Source organism: Candidatus Delongbacteria bacterium (assembly GCA_020634015.1).
Classification (GTDB): domain Bacteria; phylum CAIWAD01; class CAIWAD01; order CAIWAD01; family CAIWAD01; genus JACKCN01.
This window is the reverse complement of record JACKCN010000001.1, coordinates 620290-640770: the sequence shown is the minus strand read 5'-3', so window position 1 is coordinate 640770 and position 20481 is coordinate 620290. Positions and strand designations below refer to the sequence as shown.

The 20481-nt window shown below is 62.8% G+C and carries 18 protein-coding genes and 1 tRNA gene; 14 read left to right on the top strand and 5 right to left on the bottom strand.

Translation table 11 applies throughout. The features are described from left to right. Nucleotides 1–35: 35 nt before the first annotated feature. Both H6678_02640 and H6678_02635 read right to left on the bottom strand, forming a co-directional pair. Nucleotides 36–569, bottom strand: a complete 534-nt coding sequence (locus H6678_02640) for a phosphatase PAP2 family protein (GenBank protein MCB9472688.1) — start codon at nt 567–569, stop codon at nt 36–38. Next, nucleotides 457–1749 carry a glycosyltransferase family 1 protein gene (locus tag H6678_02635; GenBank protein MCB9472687.1) on the bottom strand — a complete coding sequence of 431 codons (1293 nt, stop codon included), beginning with the start codon at nt 1747–1749 and terminating at the stop codon, nt 457–459. Before H6678_02635 ends, H6678_02640 begins: the two co-directional genes overlap by 113 nt. Before the next feature lie 249 nt (nt 1750–1998). On the opposite strand from H6678_02635, the gene H6678_02630 reads away from it, so the two are divergent. The 7 genes from H6678_02630 (at nt 1999) to H6678_02600 (ending at nt 11460) form a co-directional block, all read left to right on the top strand. Then, the gene (locus H6678_02630) at nt 1999–3972 is read left to right on the top strand and encodes a hypothetical protein (protein MCB9472686.1); all 1974 of its coding nucleotides are present in this window, start codon (nt 1999–2001) and stop codon (nt 3970–3972) included. A gap of 246 nt (nt 3973–4218) precedes the next feature. Further along, entirely contained in the window at nt 4219–6207 is a 1989-nt protein-coding gene (locus H6678_02625) for a hypothetical protein (GenBank protein ID MCB9472685.1), read from the top strand. Between the two features lie 81 nt (nt 6208–6288). Further along, nucleotides 6289–7806 (top strand): ABC transporter permease subunit, encoded by a 1518-nt coding sequence (locus H6678_02620; GenBank protein MCB9472684.1) that lies wholly within the window; start codon nt 6289–6291, stop codon nt 7804–7806. 9 nt (nt 7807–7815) lie between these two features. Continuing rightward, nucleotides 7816–8871, top strand: a complete 1056-nt coding sequence (locus H6678_02615) for an ABC transporter permease subunit (GenBank protein MCB9472683.1) — start codon at nt 7816–7818, stop codon at nt 8869–8871. A gap of 3 nt (nt 8872–8874) precedes the next feature. Then, nucleotides 8875–9897: an ABC transporter ATP-binding protein gene (locus tag H6678_02610; protein ID MCB9472682.1), complete on the top strand. Its 1023-nt coding sequence runs from the start codon at nt 8875–8877 to the stop codon at nt 9895–9897. 2 nt (nt 9898–9899) lie between these two features. Continuing rightward, nucleotides 9900–10931, top strand: a complete 1032-nt coding sequence (locus tag H6678_02605; protein MCB9472681.1) for an ATP-binding cassette domain-containing protein — start codon at nt 9900–9902, stop codon at nt 10929–10931. A 13-nt stretch (nt 10932–10944) separates the two neighbouring features. Further along, complete coding sequence (locus H6678_02600) at nt 10945–11460, top strand: DinB family protein (GenBank protein ID MCB9472680.1); 516 nt, start codon at nt 10945–10947, stop codon at nt 11458–11460. Here the strand turns inward: H6678_02600 and H6678_02595 are convergent. Then, a complete protein-coding gene (locus H6678_02595; protein ID MCB9472679.1) occupies nt 11387–12271 on the bottom strand; it encodes an RDD family protein in 885 nt (294 codons plus the stop codon). The two genes, H6678_02600 and H6678_02595, sit on opposite strands and share 74 nt — an antisense overlap. Continuing rightward, nucleotides 12268–13665, bottom strand: a complete 1398-nt coding sequence (locus tag H6678_02590; GenBank protein MCB9472678.1) for a hypothetical protein — start codon at nt 13663–13665, stop codon at nt 12268–12270. The genes H6678_02595 and H6678_02590 overlap by 4 nt, the downstream gene beginning before the upstream one ends. A gap of 291 nt (nt 13666–13956) precedes the next feature. On the opposite strand from H6678_02590, the gene H6678_02585 reads away from it, so the two are divergent. The 7 genes from H6678_02585 (at nt 13957) to H6678_02555 (ending at nt 20171) form a co-directional block, all read left to right on the top strand. Continuing rightward, nucleotides 13957–14340, top strand: coding sequence for a response regulator (locus tag H6678_02585; GenBank protein ID MCB9472677.1), 384 nt, complete (start codon nt 13957–13959; stop codon nt 14338–14340). A gap of 1 nt (nt 14341) precedes the next feature. Next, a complete protein-coding gene (locus H6678_02580; GenBank protein ID MCB9472676.1) occupies nt 14342–15376 on the top strand; it encodes a polyprenyl synthetase family protein in 1035 nt (344 codons plus the stop codon). Nucleotides 15377–15478: 102 nt separating this feature from the next. Beyond that, complete coding sequence (locus tag H6678_02575) at nt 15479–16186, top strand: PTS sugar transporter subunit IIC (GenBank protein ID MCB9472675.1); 708 nt, start codon at nt 15479–15481, stop codon at nt 16184–16186. Next, entirely contained in the window at nt 16183–16920 is a 738-nt protein-coding gene (locus H6678_02570; protein ID MCB9472674.1) for a PTS system mannose/fructose/sorbose family transporter subunit IID, read from the top strand. The genes H6678_02575 and H6678_02570 overlap by 4 nt, the downstream gene beginning before the upstream one ends. Nucleotides 16921–16980: 60 nt before the next feature. Continuing rightward, nucleotides 16981–17232 (top strand): HPr family phosphocarrier protein, encoded by a 252-nt coding sequence (locus H6678_02565; protein MCB9472673.1) that lies wholly within the window; start codon nt 16981–16983, stop codon nt 17230–17232. A 3-nt stretch (nt 17233–17235) separates the two neighbouring features. Continuing rightward, nucleotides 17236–19017: a phosphoenolpyruvate--protein phosphotransferase gene (gene ptsP, locus H6678_02560; GenBank protein MCB9472672.1), complete on the top strand. Its 1782-nt coding sequence runs from the start codon at nt 17236–17238 to the stop codon at nt 19015–19017. Nucleotides 19018–19175: 158 nt separating this feature from the next. After that, complete coding sequence (locus H6678_02555) at nt 19176–20171, top strand: NYN domain-containing protein (GenBank protein MCB9472671.1); 996 nt, start codon at nt 19176–19178, stop codon at nt 20169–20171. Nucleotides 20172–20214: 43 nt separating this feature from the next. Here the strand turns inward: H6678_02555 and H6678_02550 are convergent. Continuing rightward, a tRNA-Thr gene (locus H6678_02550) sits at nt 20215–20287 on the bottom strand. Nucleotides 20288–20481 lie beyond the last annotated feature (194 nt).

Below are 20481 nucleotides of genomic sequence, written 5' to 3'. Positions count from 1 at the left end.
TTCCCGGGGATGACCGAGACAAGCGATTCCTGAAGTCAGGGGATCACGCAGGACGCCACGAGGGCCCCAAGCAGGGCACCGGCGAACACATCGCTGGGAAAGTGCAGTCCCAGCGCCACGCGCGCGACCATGGTCAACAGGGTGAATGGACCCAGAATCCAGGCCGCCTGTGGCCACGAATCACAGAGGATGAGAGTCTGGCACACCGTGTGCATCGTGTGCCCCGAAGGAAAGCTGTACTGGTCCAGGGGAGGAATTCGGCCGCCCAGCCGCTGATCCAGGTCCAGGGGGCGCCGGCGTACGGTGAAACGCTTGAGCTGTCGGTACACACCCCAGCAGATGGCGCCGGCCAGGGCCATTCGAGCCAGCACGACCAACGAGTCCGGGCCGGCGCTCAGCCACAGGCTTGCTCCTGCCAGAAACCAGATGCTTCCGTTGCCCAGCCGACTGACCCGCTCAAGCAGGATCCGGATTCCCCTGAGCCTGCCCCAGCGACACAGCCGGATGCACCAGGGCACTTCCAGCACCTCGAGATCGCGCCACAACCCGGGCAGACCCTTGTGTGCCATTGGAGTTTCCTTCCTGCAGGACCTGTTGGTAGATCTGGCACTGCTGACGGGCGATGCGCCCCCAGTCCAGATGGTGGGTCGCTTGCGGGGCCGCGTCACGCAGGCGGCGCAGCCGTGCGGGATCCATGGCCAGACCGACGGCCAGTTCGTGGAAGCTCGCGGGTCTGGCGGGATCGGCCAGCAGGCCGTTGGTGTCGTGGCGCACAAGTTCCGCGGCGGCGCCCTGAGCGTAGGCGAGCACGGCCAGGCCCGAGGCGAGGGCTTCGGGAACCACATTGCCCCAGGTCTCGCTGAGACTGGGAAAGAGAAAGATGTCGGCGGAGGCGTAATGGTTGGCCAGTTCGGTGCCGCGTCGAAGGCCGCAGAAGTGGGCGGTTGGAACCATGCGCAGCAGCTGGTGACTCAAGGGGCCATCGCCGACCACCACCAATCTGCAGGTGGGATTGGCCTTGTGCATGAGTCTGAAGGCATCCAGAGCCTGGGTCAGATTCTTCTCGGCGGACAGTCGGCTCACCAGCAGCACCACCGGGTCGTCGGGTGCCGCCCCCCAGATCTCGCGCAGCCAGTGACGACGACGGGCGGGGTTGAACTGTGCGTGGTCCAGGCCCCGGCCCAGCACCTCGACGCGCGACCAGCTTCGCCCCAGCAGGTCCTGGCGAAGCTGGCGGGAGGGCACCAGGGTCAGATCGCAGCGCTCATGAAAAGCCTTCAGCCAATGCGCCATCAGTCGCCCTGCCAGCGGCACGCCGAAAGCCTTTCCATACAGATCGAAGTGGGTGTGGTAGTCGCTCACCACGGGCAGGCGCAGGCGGCGGGCGGCCAGCAGGGCCGCCAGGCCCAGGGGACCCTCGGTGGCCACATGCACCAGATCGGGTCGCTCGTGTTTCCAGCTGCTCAGCAGGCGCGACAGTACCGGCAGCCCCACACGCAGACCCGGGTAGAACGGCAGACCCAAGCCGCCGACCAGCAGGGGATCCGCGCGGGAGGGGCGCGGCACGTCCAGACCGGATTCCGGGTGGTCCGCCGGTTGTCGGGGTCGTACCAGCTGCACCCTGAGCCCCAGTTCGTCCAGCTTTCCCAGCAGATTCCAGCAGCTCAGGGCCACTCCATTGACTTCGGGTGGCCAGGTCTCGGTGACGAACGCGATGTGCGGCAGGTGTGTGGGTCCGGTGTTTTTCATGGCCGAAGGTGCCTGCGCCGCGCAAGCCTTCGATGTGTGCCGGGTGAAATTGTCGTGAAAGGATTTCCGACCCATACTCCGGATCGTGGGTGCTTTCGAGCGGCTGGACCCGCGCGCATACCGGCTGGCAACTCCCGGCTTTGCCAACTCGCTGGGGCTTGCTATCCTTGGGATCGCCAAAGTCTGTTCTGCCCTTCCCACCTTCCGGGGGGCGCGGTCGGCGCCACCACACGACTCAGGAGTTCCCGCATGACCCTCGCAAGGCTGGTCCCGCTTGTCCCGATGCTTTTGTTGCTGTTGGGCGGCTGCGGTGGAGGAGATGAGCAGACCCGGTACGATACCGGACCCGTGATGTCCGTCAGTGAGGGAATTCCCGCAGCCGATGTCTGGCGCGAAGCCGGTTTTGACGTGGTCAGCACGCCGCCGGGGCCTCTGGAAGGCACCACTGCCAGCATGGGCGGCGCGGGTTTCGAGGAGATCGCCGGGGCCGAGGGCTGGCAGACCCGAACGGACTACCACAGCGACGGCAGCCCCGAGGCGGTGCCCGGTGGGCAGATCCGCGTCTACATCAGCGATTATCCCGCCACCATCCGCACCGAGGGCAAGGACACCCACAACGTCAACAATTCGCTCTTTCGCCGGATGCAGTTCGAGACCCTGCTGCGCATCGACAGCGAAACTCTGGAGTACATCCCCGGCCTGGCCAGCCACTGGAAGGTCGTCGACCGGGAGGATGGCGGTCAGGACCTGTACTTCCGCATCAATCCGGCCGCCCGCTGGCAGACCGGACACCGGGTGACCGCCGAGGATGTCATCGCCACCTGGGGCCAGCGAGTGGACCAGGGCATGCTCTTTCCGGCCGACGAACTCACCTTCAAGGAATTCGAGCGCCCCGTGGCGCTCAGTCCCTACATCGTGCGCACCTCGATCAAGGATCACGGCTGGCGCCGCTTCATGGCCTTCGCCACCGAGATGTGGATCTATCCCTCACACATCATCGCTCCTCTCACGGGCAAGGAGTTCATCGAGCAGTACCAGCGCAAACCCCTGCCCGGCAGCGGCAACTATCTGCTGAAGGAAGAGGATCTCAAGCCGCCCAACAGCCTCACCTTCACGCGTGTGTCCGATTACTGGGACAAGGACAACCCCGGCCGGGTCGGCCAGTGGAATTTCGCCCGGATCAAGATGAACACGATCAACGAGGAGACCCTGACTCGCGAGAAGTTCAAGAAGGGCGAGCTGGATGTGTACTACGTGAACCAGTCCAAGTACTGGGTCAAGGAGCTGGTTCCCGAGAGCGTGCACCAGCTCGAGCAGGGCTGGATCCAGAAGAAGGAAGTCTACAACAAGGTGCCCGGCGGCATGCAGGGCCATTTCTTCAACATGCGCAAGCCACCGTTCAACGACCTGCGCGCACGTCAGGCCATTGCCTACCTGAACAACCGCGAACAGATGATCGACAAGCTGTTCTACAACGCCTATGTCCCGGCGAACAGTGCCTATCCCGGCACGGATTTCGAGTGCCTTGAGAACGAGCAGATCACCTTCAATCCCCAGAAGGCCATCGAGCTGCTGGCGGAGGCGGGCTGGAAGGAACGCAACGACGAAGGCTGGCTTGTGAACGACAAGGGCGAGGTCTTCGAGGTCGAGATCATGTTCGACGGCACCCCTTCCGCCGAACGCGTGCACACCGTGTTCCAGGAGAACTGGAAGGCCGCGGGCATCCGGATGATTCTCAAGAGCACCACCTGGGCCACCCAGATGCAGATGATGGACAGCCGCAACTTCACCGCTTACTACGGCGCCTGGACGGGCAGTCTGTTCCCCGATCCCAGTGTGTCCTGGCACAGCAAGTATGCCGACATCGACAATTCCAACAATTTCACCGGGCTGCGCAACGCGCGCGTCGACAGCCTGTGCGATGTCTACGAGATCACTCCCGACATCAACGTGCGCATCGGACAGCTGCGTGAGATCGATCGCCTGCTGGCCCAGGAGCGTGTGGGCGCGTACGCCTGGTACGGACCTTCCTCGCGCATTGCCCACTGGAACAAGTTCGGCATGCCCGAAGGCGTGCTCAACAAGACCGAGGACTGGCGACGCCTGATGCGTCTATGGTGGTACGATGCGGACAAGCATCGCGCGCTGGACACGGCCATCCGCAAGGATCAGCCCATGGATCTGCCGTCCTTCAAGGCGGTGCGCTACTGGCTGGAACACTGATCTCTGCGCCGCGGAAGAACGGCGACGGCTTGAGCAGGGTCATTTGAAACTGCAACGGGACAACCGTAAGTTAAGCCGTTAACAAATTTCGAACGAAAATTCGAGAATCCGAACGGGCTTTCTTCGTCAGGGAAGCACGTTGAATCACCTGCCGGCGAGTTCCCGCCGGATCCCCGGTCGCACCACCCCTGCGAGGGCCCGGTGCTGCTGTCACGTCGGGGCAACCCCCAATCTCTGGAGTTCATGATGAAACTTGGACCCTCCACGGCCGGACTCCTGCTGGCCGCTGGCCTTGCGGCCGTCCTGCTGGTCGGATGCGGGCAGAAGAATGACACGGGCCGTTTCGATACGGGACCGGTGATCACCAAGGACCTCTCGGTCAATTCCAAGGATTACTGGCGCACCACCACCTTCGAGGTGGTCGATGAGCCCGATGGGGCGCTGCCCGGCGTGTCCGCCGAGGACGGTGGCGATGGCTTCGAGGAGATCGCCGCCCTCAACGGTTGGCAGACCAATACGGATTACGAGTCGGTGGGGTCGCCCAAGGCGAAGAAGGGCGGCATGATCAGTCTGGCACTCAGCGAGTACCCGGCCACCCTGCGCAGCGAGGGCAAGGACTCCAATACCAGTGTCAACGCGATGTACAATGGCATGATGTATGAAGGACTGATCGGCGTGGACCCGACGACCCTGGCCTTCATCCCCGGTCTGGCCAGTCACTGGAAAGTGGAAAGCCAGCCCGACGGCACCCAGACCTTCTGGTTCCGCATCAATCCCGCGGCCCGCTTCCAGACCGGCCACCGCGTCACCACCGAGGACGTGCTGGCCAGTTACCGGCTGATGCTGGATGACGGCCTCAACGTGCCCTACAACATCGTGCTCTATTCGGAGTACACCGAGCCTGCCATCCAGAGTCCCTACATCTTCAGCGTGAGCACCAAGGAGCTCAACTGGCGCCACTTCCTGTACTTCGGCGCCTCGATGTCGATCTACCCTGCGGCCCATCTCAAGGGCGTGAACGGCGCCCAGTACATGGAAAAATTCCAGAACGAGGTGCTGCCCGGTTCCGGTGGATACGTGCTGCGCATGGAAGACGTGAAACAGGGCAACAGCCTGACCCTGACCCGCATCAACAACTACTGGGACAAGGACAACCCCCACAGCGTGGGCCTGAACAACTTCGACCGGATCAAGATCGTGATCGTCCAGGACGAGACCCTCAACCGCGAGAAGTTCAAGAAGGGCGAGCTGGACGTGTACGTGGTCGGCCAGGCCAAGTACTGGGTGAAGGAATTCATCCCCGAGGAGATTCACCAGTTGGGTCAGGGCTGGATCCAGCGCAAGCGTGTATTCAGCGATTCACCCAACGGCATCAACGGCTTCGCCTTCAACATGCGCGAAGCGCCCTTCAACGATGTGCGCGTGCGCCAGGCCTTCTCGCACATTCTGGATGTGGGCAAGCTGATCGACAAACTGTTCTACAATCAGTACCTGCCCATGCACAGCTACTATCCCGGCAGCGTGTACGAGAATCCCGACGACAAGATCTACGAGCACAACCTGGACAAGGCACTGGCTCTGCTGGCCGAGGCGGGCTGGGACAAGCGCGATACCGAAGGATACCTCGTCAATGCCAAGGGCGAGCGCCTCGAGTTTGACCTGATGATCGACCAGAGTCCCACCTGGGAACGTGTGATGACCGTGATCCAGGAAGACTACAAGCAGGCCGGCATCAAGTTCAATCTCAAACCCACCACGGGCGCGACCATGTTCCAGATGCTCATGGAACACAATTTCAAGATTCACTGGCAGAACTGGGGCGGGCTGACCTTCCCCAATCCTGAGTCCTCCTTCCACAGCAACATCGCCGACCAGGTCAATTCGGGCAATGTCAACGGCCTCAAGAACGCCAGGATCGACAGCCTCTGCGAAGTCTACAACGTCACATTCGATCAGGGCGAGCGCGTGCGCCAGATCCGCGAGATCGACAAGATCCTCACCGAAGAGTGCCCGTACGGTCTGGGCTGGTACGGCCCCTTCAGCCGCATCGGCTACTGGAACAAGTACGACCTGCCCGAAGCCGGCTGGTCACGCACGGGCGACTGGCGCTCGATCCTGAACTACTGGTGGTACGACGCCGACAAGCACAAGGCGCTCAACGAGGCCATCAACAGCGACTCGGCGATTCCCCTCGAGCCGGTGGATGTGACCTTCTGGCCCAACTACAAGGACTGAGAAAAACACCTGCCTCCCGTGTGCCCGGCACACGGGAGGCAGGCGTGTACACAGCCTGCCAATCCCGGATCGGAACCCGCCATGACGACCTATTTCCTGCGCAGATTGCTGTTGATGATTCCCACGTTCATCGGCATCACCCTGGTGGCTTTCTCCGTGATCCAGCTGGTGCCCGGAGGGCCGCTGGAACAGGAGATGATGCGCCTGCGGGGAGCCATGGCCGGCGGTGAAGCCGGCGCCGGCGCCTCCAGCGACAATTCCTCGGGGACCAGCATTCCCGCCGAGGCACTGGAAGAGATGAAGGCCTATTACGGCTACGACAAGCCGATGATCCTCAACTTCAAGATCTGGCACCCTGAAAAGCTGGTGCAGCTCTATATGGATGCCGTGCCGCTGGAAGAGGAGATCCGCCAGGCCGAACTCGAGCTCTCGGCAATGAACGAGGAGCTCAAATCCGTGGACGGGCGCACGGGCACCCGCGACGATGCGGCCGGATCACGCGTCCAGGCCCGCATGCAGCAGACCCGCGAAGAGATCAGCGCCAAGCGCCAGACCATTGACGACCGGCGCAGCGACGTGATCGCCACCGCCGAGATGGCACTGCCCTTCCTGCGTCCCATCGCGCTGGGTGAAACCGACGCCACCCACGACCAGCAGGACAAGGCTCTGGACCTGATCATCAAACGCGCCGCGCTGCCCGTCTGGACCACGCAGGATTTTGAGGTGAAGCTGGCCGAGGTGGGCAAGTGGGCCGAAGTGGCCGACCCACAGCCGGCCGGCACGATCGCCAAGGTCTGGAAGACCTTCTCCTATGGCCGCTATGGGTCCTGGCTGCTGCGCATCGTCCAGCTCGATCTGGGCAAGAGCCATCGCTATTCGCGTCCGGTCTGGGATGTGATGAAGTCCAAGTTCCCGATCTCGATCTACTTCGGCCTGATCGGCCTGCTGCTGTCCTACGGCATCTGCATCCCGCTGGGCGTCTGGAAGGCCGTCAAGCACGGCAGTCAGTTCGACATGGTCAGTTCGGTGATCATCTTCATTGGATACAGCACACCGGGCTGGGCGCTGGGCGCGGTGCTGCTGGTGCTGCTGGGCGGAGGCAGTTTCTGGGATGTCTTCCCGCTGGGCGGGTTCCGCAGCGAGGATTTCGAGTTTCTCAGTTTCTGGGAACAGATCCGTGACCAGCTGCACCACACGATTCTGCCGCTGATCTCCTGGAACATCGCGTCCTTCGCGGGACTGACGGTGGTGATGAAGAATTCCCTGATGGAGAATCTGTCGGCCGACTACGTGCGCACCGCTTTCGCCAAGGGCCTGTCCGAGCGCCGGGTGGTGTTCCTGCACGCTCTGCGCAACAGCCTGATTCCCATGGCCACGGGCCTGGGCAGCATCATCGGCGTGATCTTCGCGGGCAGTTACCTCATCGAGCGTGTCTTCAACATCGACGGCTTCGGTCTGCTGGGCTTCAACAGTCTGGTCAACCGCGACTACCCGGTCGTGCTGGCTTCCATGGTCATCGGTGCGGTGATCCACCTGACGGGCAACATCATTTCAGACATCATCTACGCGGCCATCGACCCGCGCATTCGCTTCAGATAGGGGGTCCGGATGGCCAAGACCAACAAGCAGCCGTCCAAGTCGCTTTTCGCGAAGCGCTGGCACAAGTTCATGAGCATCCGCCGCGGGTACTACTCGCTGCTGATCCTGTTCACCACCTACGGCCTGTCCTTTCTGTTGCCGCTCTTCGTGGGCAATACCGCGCTGATCGTGCATTACGAAGGCAAGACCTGGTACCCGCTGTTCCAGAATTACATCTCCGCCTCGGAGCTGGGCCAGGACCGGATCGGCAGCGCAGACTACCGCGCCCTGCAGGCCCAGTACAAGGAGCAGGGCTCGGGCAACTGGGTTCTGATGCCCTTCTATCCCTACGGCCCCAAGGAGTCCCTGCTGGACATGCCCGGCACCCCTCCCCACCGGCCCGACAGCCAGCATCTGCTGGGCACGGACGACCGCGCGCGTGACGTGTTGTCCCGCCTGCTTTACGGCTATCGTACCTCAATTTCCTTCGCGCTCATCGTCACGCTGTGTGCGTATACCATCGGCATCAGCCTGGGCGGCATGCTGGGGTATTACGGCGGCACCTTCGACATTCTGGTGCAGCGCGGGATCGAGATCTGGAGTTCGATTCCCTTCCTGTTCATGATCATGATCATCAGCTCGCTGATCAACCCGAACTTCTGGATGCTGACGGCCATGCTGATCGCCTTCCAGTGGATGGGCATGACCTATTATGTGCGCGGTGAATTCTACCGCGAGAAGTCCAAGGACTATGTCCAGGCGGCCGTCTCTATGGGCGCGTCGGATCGCCGGATCATCTTCAAGCACATCCTGCCCAACAGTCTCACGCCCGTGATCTCCTTCATGCCCTTCGCGATCGTGGCCAACATCGGTTCGCTGGTGTCCCTCGACTTCCTTGGCTTCGGCCTGCCGCCCGAGGATGCGTCCTGGGGCAGCATGGTGAAGGTGGGCATGGCCAACATCACCGACTGGTGGCTGGTGCTGGCCCCGCTGGCCGCACTGTTCTGCACCCTGATGCTGGTCGTTTTCATCGGCGAAGCCATTCGTGAGGCGTTCGATCCCAAGGTCTATTCCCGCCTGAGGTAAAGCATGAGCGAGATTCTCTTCGACATCCGCAACCTGCGGACCTGGTTCGAGACCGAAGCAGGAACCGTGAAGGCCGTGGATGATGTCAGTTTCCAGATCTACCGCGGCGAGGTGCTGGGCATCGTGGGCGAGTCCGGTTCTGGCAAGTCCGTCACAAGCCTCTCGATCAACCGGCTGATCCCCAATCCTCCCGGCCGCATCGTCAGCGGGGAGATTCTGTATCACGCGGGGAACGACCGCCCGGTGGACCTGCTCAAGCTGTCCCACGAGGAGATGCGTCAGTACCGCGGGCGCGACATCGCGATGGTGTTCCAGGAGCCGATGACCAGCCTGAATCCGGTCTTCCGCATCGGGATGCAGGTGGTGGAAGCCATCAAGTATCACCAGGACATCGACGACAGCGAAGCCCGGCGTCGCGGCATCGAAATGCTTGAACTGGTGGGCATTCCCGCGGCGGACAAGCGCATGGATGACTATCCGCACCAATTCTCGGGCGGCATGCGCCAGCGCGTGATGATTGCCATGGCTCTGATCTGCAACCCTGCCCTGCTGATCGCCGACGAGCCGACCACGGCGCTGGACGTGACGATCCAGGCCCAGATCCTGCAGCTGATGCTGCGCATGAAGGAAGACCGGGGCAATGCCTCGATCATGCTGATCACCCACGACCTGGGCGTGGTGGCCGAGACCTGCGACCGGGTGATCGTGATGTATGGCGGCATGGTCCAGGAGGTGGGCAATGTCAACGACATCTTCGAACGACCCCTGCATCCGTATACGGTGGGATTGCTGGCCAGCCTGCCCCGACCCGACAAGGAGCATCAGCGCCGCCTGTCCACCATTCGTGGCATGGTGCCCGGCATGCTGGACATGCCCGTGGGCTGCAAGTTCTGCACCCGCTGCGACAAAGTGATGCCCCGCTGTGAGACGGAAAAACCCGAACTGCGCCAGGTCAAGGGCGGCCAGTGGGTCCGCTGCCACCTCTACGAAGACCAGCCCACCATTCCCGACTCCAGGAGCAACTGAGCATGGCCGACAAGGACATCCTGCTGAAGGTCGAGAACCTCAGCGTGCACTTTCCGATCCACGGCGGTCTGATGTTGAGCAAGGTGGCGGAAGTACGTGCCGTTGACGGCATCTCCTTCGAGCTGCGCCGGGGTGAGACACTGGGGTTGGTGGGCGAGTCGGGCTGCGGCAAGACCACCGTCGGCCGTGCCATCGTCAATGTGCTGCGCAGTGGCACACCGGACGTGGAGATCTATGGCAAGCTGCTCTTCAACACGGGCAGTGAGTGGGTCGATCTGGCCCAGCTCAGCCGCAGTCAGATGCGCAAGTACCGCAAGGACATCCAGATGGTGTTCCAGGATCCGTTCTCCAGCCTCAACCCGCGCATGCTGGTGAAGGACATCATTGGAGAACCGCTGGAGATCACCAACCCGGGAATTTCCGGCAAGGAAGTGCGGGACCGTGTCAACTGGCTGCTGGAGAAGGTGGGGCTCTCGGGCGAACAGGCCCTGCGCTATCCCCACGAATTCAGTGGTGGCCAGCGTCAGCGCATCGGCATCGCGCGCAGCCTGGCCACGAATCCCAAGCTGATCGTGGCCGACGAGCCCGTGTCCGCGCTGGACGTGTCGATTCAGGCCCAGGTGATCAATCTGTTCCAGGACCTGCAGGAAGAATTTGACCTGACCTACATCTTCATCGCCCATGACCTCTCGGTGGTGGAACACCTGAGCGACCGCATCGCCGTGATGTATCTGGGAGACATGGTGGAACTGGGCGAAGGCCAGGATGTCTACCGCCGCCCCTTGCACCCCTATTCCCGTGCCCTGCTGGCCGCCGTGCCCCTGCCCGATCCCAGCCGCGTGAAGACCAAGGATCGCAAGATGCTCGAAGGCGATGTGCCCAACCCGATCATGAAGCCCTCGGGTTGCTCATTCCGTACACGTTGCCCGATCGCACGCACCGAATGCGCCGAGGACCGCCCCAAGCTGATCGAGCGGACACCCGGCCATTGGGTGGCCTGTCCCTGGACCGACCCCGCGCACACTCCCCAGTAAGGGCACCCGGAGCATGGAACTTCAGGCTCGAGCCATCGCCGATCTGGCCAACAATGCGGAACAGCTGCGTGCGGCGTTTGCGGGTTTCCAGCCCGAGGAACTGACGCGCAGGCCGGCGAGCGGGGGCTGGAGTCCGCTGGAAGTCATGCACCATCTGCGGGACGAAGAGCACGAGGATTTTCCGCTGCGAATACGCATGACGCTCGAGGATCCGAACCAGCCCTGGCCGCCCATCGATCCCGAAGGCTGGGCCGTGTCACGCCGCTACAATGAGGCCCAGCCGGACAGCATTCTGGCGGAATTCCTCGAGGCGCGCCGCCACAACCTGGACTGGTTGCGTTTGCTGAAGCAGCCCGATTGGGACCTGGTGCACGCTCATCCCCAGGGTGACCTCAGCGCCCGCCAGCTGCTGTTGTGCTGGCTGGCTCACGATCTGCTGCACCTGCGCCAGTTGCTCAGATTGCGCTGGCATCTTCTGGAGCTGCAGCGCCGGAGCCCCGAGGATCTGTATTACGCGGGCTCCTGGTAGGTTTCGCGACCTCGCCATTCCGATTCTTCCACGGACTGCGAATCACCACCGTGCCCGCGATTCTGTCGTGCAGGGCCATCCGGTTGGAATCGCGGATCGCTTCCAGAAAGCCCAGAAACGCCGTGGACACACTGGCGCTGTAGCCACCCGCCCTGCCGAATGAATCCCAGAGTCCCATCGGCTTTCCATTCAAGCGCAGCACCCGGATGCCCAGCAGCCACTTGCCCGGCGTGCGACCCCGCAACAGCCAGGTGAATCCGGTGAAGTACACCAGAATCACCGTGAACAGGCTGAAGGTGCGCGCCCTTTTCCCCAGCAGCGAGAGCGCATTCAGCTGAATCGGGCGCCCCTCGCGCCAGCGCCAGGCATCCTCTCCACCGGCCGCCAGCATCACCACCATCCCGTGCAAGGCCGCCAGGGAATCCACGGCGGCACTGTCTCCAATCGAAAGGGCGTAGTTCATTGCCGGTGGCAGATTTTCCGGCGTGTTCGCGGTGGCCAGCTGCAGCATGGCCCGGTTGAGGGCCCGTGCATTCGGACTTCCGGTCTCGGTCTTGTCGCCGGAGGCCCAGACCGATGGCAGGTCGGGATTCACTTCGTGCATCGAACGGTCCAGCAGGGCCATGTAGAGTGGAATGACCAGCAGCACGCAGAAGGTCAGGTCCAGCACCATGGCGCCAGCCCTGCGCAGCACACCGGCCAGTGGTCTGCCTTCCAGCTCCCGGGCCACGCGAAAGGAATCGGCCGTGAAGCGGGTCCGTCGGCTGCGCAGCGCATCCCGCAGCAGTTGGAGTACGCGGGCCGCACTCATGACTGGCCTCCGAAACGTGTGCGCAACAGGTCGCGCAGGCCATTGAAGCTGCCATTGCTGAAGATCACCCAGAGCTCGTTCTCCTGCAGGTCGGCGTCCAGCCAGTCGGGAATGAGCGACACGTCGTCCTGCTGGAGGAAGGGAATTCCGCGGGCAGCGAAGTACTCCGTCGCGGCGCGGAAGTCAAACAGAGTCTCGGGAGCATACTTCCAGGGGCGATGGAGGGGACCCAGCACGACGCGATCGGCCACAGCCAGCGCCTCCTGGAACTCGGGCTGCATCACACGGGTGACCGCGGTGTTGGAACGGGGTTCGAAGAGCGCCGTGATCCGTCGTCCGGCCCAGCGTTCGCGGATTCCCGTCAGAGCTTCCCGGATTGCCGTGGGGTGGTGGGCAAAATCGTCCAGCAGGACACGCCCGGCGCTCAGTGGGTATGCATCCATCCGGCGCGCCGGACCATGAAAGCCCGCCACGGTCTCGCGCAACACGGAGTCGGCAATGCCCAGGCGCGCAGCCAGCAAGAGGGCCACCGCGATGTTGCGTCCATTGTAGACACCCTGCAGGGGCGATTCCAGTTCGATGCGGGAGCCGTCGGGCCGAAGGAAGCGGTAGTTGGTACCCTTGGGGCCACAGTCATGAGCAAGCAGGCGGCAGTCGCAGGATTCGGATTCGCCAAAGGTGATCACGGGGGCCAGGGCACCGCGAACCACATCCAGAGCATGGGGACTGTCGCCATTGACCAGCACCGCGCCGCTGGCGGGCACCAGGCGCAGCAGCAGGCGGAAACTGTCCTTGATCGCATCCAGATCGGCGAAAATGTCGCCGTGGTCGAACTCGAGATGGTTGATCACCAGGGTGCGTGGCCAGTAGTGCAGGAACTTGCTGCGCTTGTCGTAGAACACCGTGTCGTACTCGTCGCCTTCGCTCACGAAGGGACCGCTGCCGGAATGCATCGAGACGGGAAGGCCGTCGGGCTTGCCGCCAATCAGCCAGCCGGGGTCCAGGCCTGCCTTCAGGAGGAGCAGTGCGCAGAGATTGCTGGTGGTGGTCTTGCCGTGGGTGCCGCTGATCACCACCGAATGCTTGCCCGGCAGGAAATTGGCGCGCACCAGCTCGGGAAGTGAGGTCAGGGGCAATCCCCGGTCGAGGGCCACTTCCAGCTGCGGATTGCCCCGCGGAACGGCATTGCCCACCACCACCGTCCAGTCCCCCGCGGGAAGCCGGTCCGCCTGATAGCCCTCGACCCACTGGATCCCGTGGTGTCGCAGGTAGTCGCTCATGGGCGGATAGACACCCTCGTCGGAGCCCGCCACCTCGTGACCCTGTTCCTTCAGGCAGACCGCCAGCGAGGCCATTGCGACTCCACCCATTCCGATGATCCAGTAGCGTGCCACGTGTTCTCCCTTGAGCTTGACCGGGGTCCGCCCCGCGATCCGGGTCGCCAAGATACGTCAATCACCTGTCCGGCCCAGCTGCGGACCCCGGGGCAGGTCTTGTGAGCGAGGTGCGATGGCGCCATCATTCCGCAGGAGGCAAAAACCTATATTCGGCACTTCGAGCGCCGGAACGCCCCGGGATCCACCTCATGAACCGGCAGTGAACCGGGCGTGGAACGACGCGACCGGGTACCGACGAGCGTTCCCGGTAGACCCGGCTCGGTTTGCCCGCGCCACAAGGAGCACCACATGGACGACAGCAAGCAGATCCTGATCGTGGATGACGATCCCACCCAGTGCGAAATCCTGGCCCAGCTGGTGGGCGAGCTGGGCTATCAGGCCTACAGCTCCACCGATGGAGACATGGCCCTGCAGGTGTTCAAGGAGCGAAACTTCGATCTGGTGATCACCGACATCAAGATGCCGCACATGGATGGGCTGACTCTCCTGCAGAAGATCCGCAAGTTGAACAATGCCGTTCGGGTGATCGTGCTCACCGGATATCCATCGTCCGAGACCATTCTGAAGACCATCGAGAACGACGGGTACACCTATCTGGTCAAGCCGGTCAAGTTGCAGGCCATGGCCGCGCTGATCGAGAAAGCCTTCAGCGATCCTGTCGACGGGGAGTGAGTTGAGCAGCGGATCCTCCAGCCCGCTTGGCGGTACGCACCCCGACACGGCCGCCGACAGTCGGCCGGGTCCCTTTGCCGAGACCAGGCAGGCGGTGGAGCAGCGCATCGATGAGGTGCTGGCCACCTACCCCCGCCCCGCCTCGCTCTACGATCCCATCCGCTACATCATGGGCATCGGGGGCAAGCGTATCCGGCCCATTCTGGTGATCATTTCCGCCGAAGCCGTCGGGGCACAGCAGACCAGCGTGCTGGATGTGGCCGTGGCCGTGGAGCTGTTGCACAATTTCACCCTGGTGCACGACGACATCATGGACCAGGATCTGGTCCGGCGCGGTCAGCCCACCATTCACGCCCGCTGGGACGAAGGCACCGCGATCCTCGCCGGTGACGCGCTGATCGGCATCGCCTACCGTTGCCTCTGCAATTCCGCCTCGGAACAGCTGCCCATGCAGATCCGCACCTTCACCGAAGCGGTGGTGGAAGTCTGCGAGGGCCAGGCGCTGGACAAGGAATTCGAAACCAGTTCCCAGGTGGATCTGGCGGGCTACGAAGACATGATTGCCCGCAAGACCGGGCGGTTGATCTCCATGTCCACCCGCATCGGAGCCATGGCGGGTGGCGCCACTCCCGCGAACGTGGAAATCCTCGAACGGTATGGCGCCTGCATCGGCAAGGCCTTCCAGATCCAGGACGATCTGCTGGACTATCTCTCCAGCACCGAAATCCTGGGCAAGCGGGTCGGTTCCGACATGGCCATGCAGAAGAAGACCTTCGTCACTCTCAAGGCCCTTGAGATTCTTGGAGGACACAAGCGTGCCCGCTTCCAGCAATTGCTGCAATCGGGGGCACCCTCCGAGGAAGGCCTGCTTGAAATGAAGGACCTGCTGGTGCAGGGCGGAGTCCTGGATGCCGGTCAGCAGGTCGTGGATGATCTCTTCGGACAGGCTTTCAGGATTCTGGATGCTGCCGAATCCCGCCTTGAGACCGGCCGGCTGCGGGACTACGCCAGCTGGCTGCTGAAACGCGACTATTGATGTGCGCCAGGGCTGCCGCTCCCGACGCGGATCGGGGCAGCCCGGCGGTATGGTGATCGATTTCCCCACACGATCGCGGCATTCCAAAACAGCGGAAACCCCGTGAACGGTCTGTTGCCCCTGTGCCTGTCGGCTCTGGCCACGGCGGCCATCTATCTTGAAACCTGGGCGGTGGGCCAGTTCCTGATCGGCCGACCTGCGGTGCTGCTGCCTCTGACTGGCCTGCTGACGGGGCAGCTGGAGACGGGCCTCTGGATGGGGCTCAGTCTGGAACTGCTGCTGCTGCGCGAAATGCCCCTCGGCGCCGCTTCGCCACCCGACCCGGTCCTGGGTGGATTTCTGGGGCTGGTGGCGGTCAATCTGGCCGGCGACCCGGCCGATTCCACCGAAGCACGCATCTTCGCGGGCCTGCTGCTTGCGGTGGGTCTGAGTTATCTGGCCGCCTGGCACACTCACTGGCAGCGCCAGGTGAATACGCGTTTCTGGTACGACCGCTTCGAGCAGGCCGTGGAGCGTGACGAACCTGAATCCGTGGACCGGCTGTTCTGGCTGGCCATGCTGGGCACGGCGGTCATGGCGGCCACCTTCGGCCTGCTGGTGCTGTTGCTGGCGACACCGGTCGCGGGCCTCCTGCTGCAGGGACAACGCCTTTTGCCAGCCGCCCCCACGCTCTTCAAGTGGATGGTGCTGGCCACGGCGGTGGGCACCGGAATGAAACTTGGAACCGGGCGGCGCCCAGGTCCCTGGTTGCTGCTGGGCTGGCTCGGCAGCGTGGGCATCTATTTGATATTTCTGGAGATGGCAGGATGAGAGCCAGCCTGTTCCTGCGCTCATTCTTCAACCAGGCCCTGATCAACTACCGGGGCATGACCCATCTGGGCATTCTCTGGGCCCTGCTGCCCACCCTGCGCAAGCGTAACACGGGACGGCGGGCACGCATGCTGCGGGCGTTCGGATTCTTCAATTCCCATCCCTACCTGGCCGGCTATATCATCGGGGCCACGGTCCGGATGGAGGAGGATGAGCAGGGCGAACTGCTCGAGCGCCTCAAACGGGCCTCGGTGGCGCCTCTGGGAGCGGTGGGTGATCGCCTGTTCTGGTACTACCTGAAACCGCTGTCCGGCGTGCTGGCCTGCCTGGGGCTGATTCTCTGGCTGGAAGGATTCGTGACCGCCGCGCTGCTCTGCATCGGGGTGGGCATTCTGGGTTACAACATCCTGCACCTCTGGATCCGCTGGCGTGGGCTGGTGCGAGGGCTGGAACTGGGCAGCCGGATCCATCTGGACATCCAGCAGTTGACCCGCCATCCGCTGAATCTGTGGATGGGTCGGTTCTTTGCCCTGTTCTCGGGCATCTTCCTGGGCACCAGCTTCATGGAGGTGCAGCTCAGCGGGCACAGCTGGGCACAGATTCTGGGACTGGGAGCCGTGACCATCATCTCCTGGCAGCTGCCCGAGCGTGGCTGGGCGTTGCCCTTGTTTCTTGGAGGGCTGGCCCTGCTGGCGCTCCTGAGCGCCAACCTTGGTGTCACGGCGCATGGCTGAACCATCAACGGGCCTTTGGGGGCCAATGACAGCATCGGGGCCGGAATGATTCGCGAAGATCTGCTGGTGAGCAACCAACTGGGCATTCACGCCCGACCGGCTCAACACATCGTCAAGGTGGCCGCCCGCTACCAGGCCGAGCTCTGGCTGGAGAAGGAGGGCAACCGGGTCAACGGCAAGTCCATCATGGGCGTGCTGCTGCTCGAGGCCGAGAGTGGAGCACCGGTCACCGTGGAGGTGGACGGTCCCGACGAAGACAAGCTGCTGGCCGACCTGCGCCAGTTGTTCATGGATCGCTTCCACGAGGAGTGAGAGATGGGCGAGATCCGTTTGAGTGGCATTGGCGTCAGCCCCGGCATCATCATCGGGCCGGTACAGGTGCGCGCCAGCGATTCGCTGAATGTCCAGCCCCGCTCCCTGCGCGACAATGAAGTCGACGCCGAGTTGCGTCGTTTCCAGGGGGCCCTCGATCGCACCTCGAAGGAGATTCGCAAGACCCTGGACCAGGTGGCCAATCGCATGGGCACCGAGAGTGCGGGCATTTTCGAGGCTCACCTGCTGATCCTGCAGGATCCCATGCTGCTGGAACCCGTGGATGGCATGATCCGCACCGAGCGGGTCAACGCCGATTATGCGCTCCAGCAATGCCTGCAGATTCTTGTGAAACAATTCCGCGGACTCAAGGATGAGTACCTGCGCCAGCGTGCCACGGACCTGGAAGACGTGGGACGCCGGCTGATCGAGCAACTGCAGGGGCGCCGACGTCGCAAGTTGCGCAGCTCCGACGTGCCGTTCATTCTGGTCGCCGACGACCTCAGTCCCTCGGAAACCGCCGAGCTGGACACGGACCAGGTATTGGCCCTGATCACCGAAAAGGGCAGCCTGGCCAGTCACACCACCATTCTCTGCCGCAGTGTGGGGGTGCCCGCCATCGTGGGTGCCGAAGGCGTGTTGACTCACGTCAAGGATGGGGACCTGGCGATTCTGGACGGCAGCACCGGAAAAATCTACGTGCACCCGTCCGTGCGCACCACCAAGCGCTTCCGGGAAGCGCGTCAGGTCTTCAAGGAATTCGAGCTGGCGCTCAGCGAGATCCAGGACGCGCCGGCCGTGACACGCGATGGTCACACGATCGAGCTCTCCTGCAACCTCGAGCTCTCCAGCGAGCTGGACAAGGTGATCCGCAGTGGAGGCCGGGGCGTGGGCCTGTTCCGCAGCGAGTACCTGTACCTGGCCGCGCGCAGCATGCCCAGCGAGAAATACCAGTACCGCGAGTACGTGGAGGCGGCCCGGGCGATGCACCCGCATCCGCTCACCATCCGCACCTTCGACCTGGGCGGCGACAAGCAGCCCGCCGGGATGGACTTTCCCAGCGAAGCCAATCCCTTTCTGGGCTGGCGTGCGATCCGGGTCAGCCTCGATCGGCCGCGCATGTTCCGGACCCAGTTGCGTGCCATCCTGCGGGCCAGCGAACTGGGCAACGTGCGGCTGATGTTTCCCATGATCAGCGGCACCGACGAATTGCGCGAGGCCCTGGACGTGCTCGAATCGGTGAAGAAGGAACTGCGCGAGAGCCGCATCAGCTTTGACGAATCGATGAAGGTGGGCATCATGGTCGAAGTGCCCAGCGCCGTGCTGTGTGCGCCCGAGCTGGCCCGGATGGTGGACTTCTTTTCCATTGGCACCAACGACCTGACCCAGTATCTGCTGGCCGTGGACCGCAACAACAAGCTGGTGGGGCACCTGTTCAGCAGCCTGAATCCCGCCGTGTTGCGCAGCATCGCGCTGACCGTTCAGGCGGGTCGGAAGGCTGGCATCCAGGTGGGCATGTGCGGTGAGCTGGCCGGCGATCCCAGTGCGACCATGCTGCTGGTGGGACTGGGCCTGGATGAGCTGAGCGTGAGCCCCGTGATTCTGCCGGAAATCAAGATGCTGATCCGCTCCATGAGCCAGAAGGAAGCACGTCAGCTCACACGGCGGATCATGGCGCTGGACAGTGCCGAGGAAATCGCCCGGACCTGCCAGCAATGCATGCGCGAGCGTTTCCCCAGTTTCCCGATCTGGGCCGAAAATCTGCTTAACCATCCTGTGCAATGAGCGTGTGACGTCCTGCCGCCGTTGAAAAGTCGCTCCGGAACTGCAACCTTGCGCCTTCCCGGTGGGGGTCCGATTGATTTGATAACGTCATTATGATTGGTCCGACAGCCCAGCCGGCAGTGCAAGTATCTACCCTTATCAGTCCCCGGAGGAACATCATGGCCAAGGTGATGCTGTTTGTCGATGGCACGTGGTTCTATCAGAACATGTCCCGCCTGCTCGATTACACCGAAGACCGTCATTATCAGGTCGACTTCCAGAAACTGACCGACGCCATTCTGGAAGACCTCAACGAGCAGAATCCCGGAATGCCGCTCGAGTTCGTGCGTGGGTACATGTTCGGCGCGTTCCCGGTGAAGGTCGATCCGCTGGACGAAGCGCTTTCGCAGCGCCAGAAGGACTTTTACACCCGGATGCGCGAGGACTTCTATTATCACGTGGAAACCTATCCGGTCAACTTCAAGGGCCGTCGCATCCGGCGCAGCGACCGCGAGGCCACCGATCCCTTTCACCCGCGCGAAGGCCAGGCGGCGATTTCCCTGGCGGCCACCAGCCTGCAGTGCGCCTTCAACCATGCCTTCGACATCGGCGTGTTCCTGATTGGCGACCGCGATTACAAGCCCGCGATCCGCGCCGTACGCCGTTTCGGCAAGCGCACCGCGATTCTCAGCATCCGCAATTGCTGCACACCCGAGTTCACCTCCAGTCAGGAGAGGGGTCTGGTCGCCGACTTCGACACCCTCTGGATGGACGACATGGTGCCGCGGATCCAGCTCCAGCGCGAACTGCGTCGCCACGAGGAGTACGAGTCCGACACCGCGGCCTACGGCGATTCCCGTCCGCCCGCTCCCAGTTACACCCAGCGTCAGCGCCAGTTCGAGGAGATCGAACAGGACCGTCTGCGCGCACTGGAAGAAGGCGCCGAAGTACATGGCGCCATCAAGACCATCAAGCTGGACAAGGGCTTCGGGTTCATCACCAGCGATTCAGGCCAGGATTACTTCTTCCATTACACCGACCTGGACGAGGGGCTGGAATTCTCGGATGAGTTGATGGGGCTGCCGGTGAGTTTCTTCATCGTGCGCCCACCGGACGAGCACAAGGCCGGGGCTGCCACGCACATCGTCATCCAGGAGCAGGAACTGCTTGGCTAGAAAGACAGAAGGGGCACCGCGAGGTGCCCCTTTTCTGTCATCAAGCCACCCAGGAGACTTGAACTCCTGACCTACGCATTACGAATGCGTTGCTCTACCAACTGAGCTAGGGTGGCGAGAGGCCCTGAAGATAGAGAGCGGCACCCTCTTCTTCAACTTCAGCGAATGCGGAATCTTGCTGTCATCCGTTGGCAGGGGAAAGTATCTTCCCGGCACTTCCTTGTTTTCACAGCAAGGCCCCTTGTACGAGTCATCCTTCCGGAGTCCTTCCAGAAGGGCAATGGGGCCGTCGGCCGCAACGATCAGACAG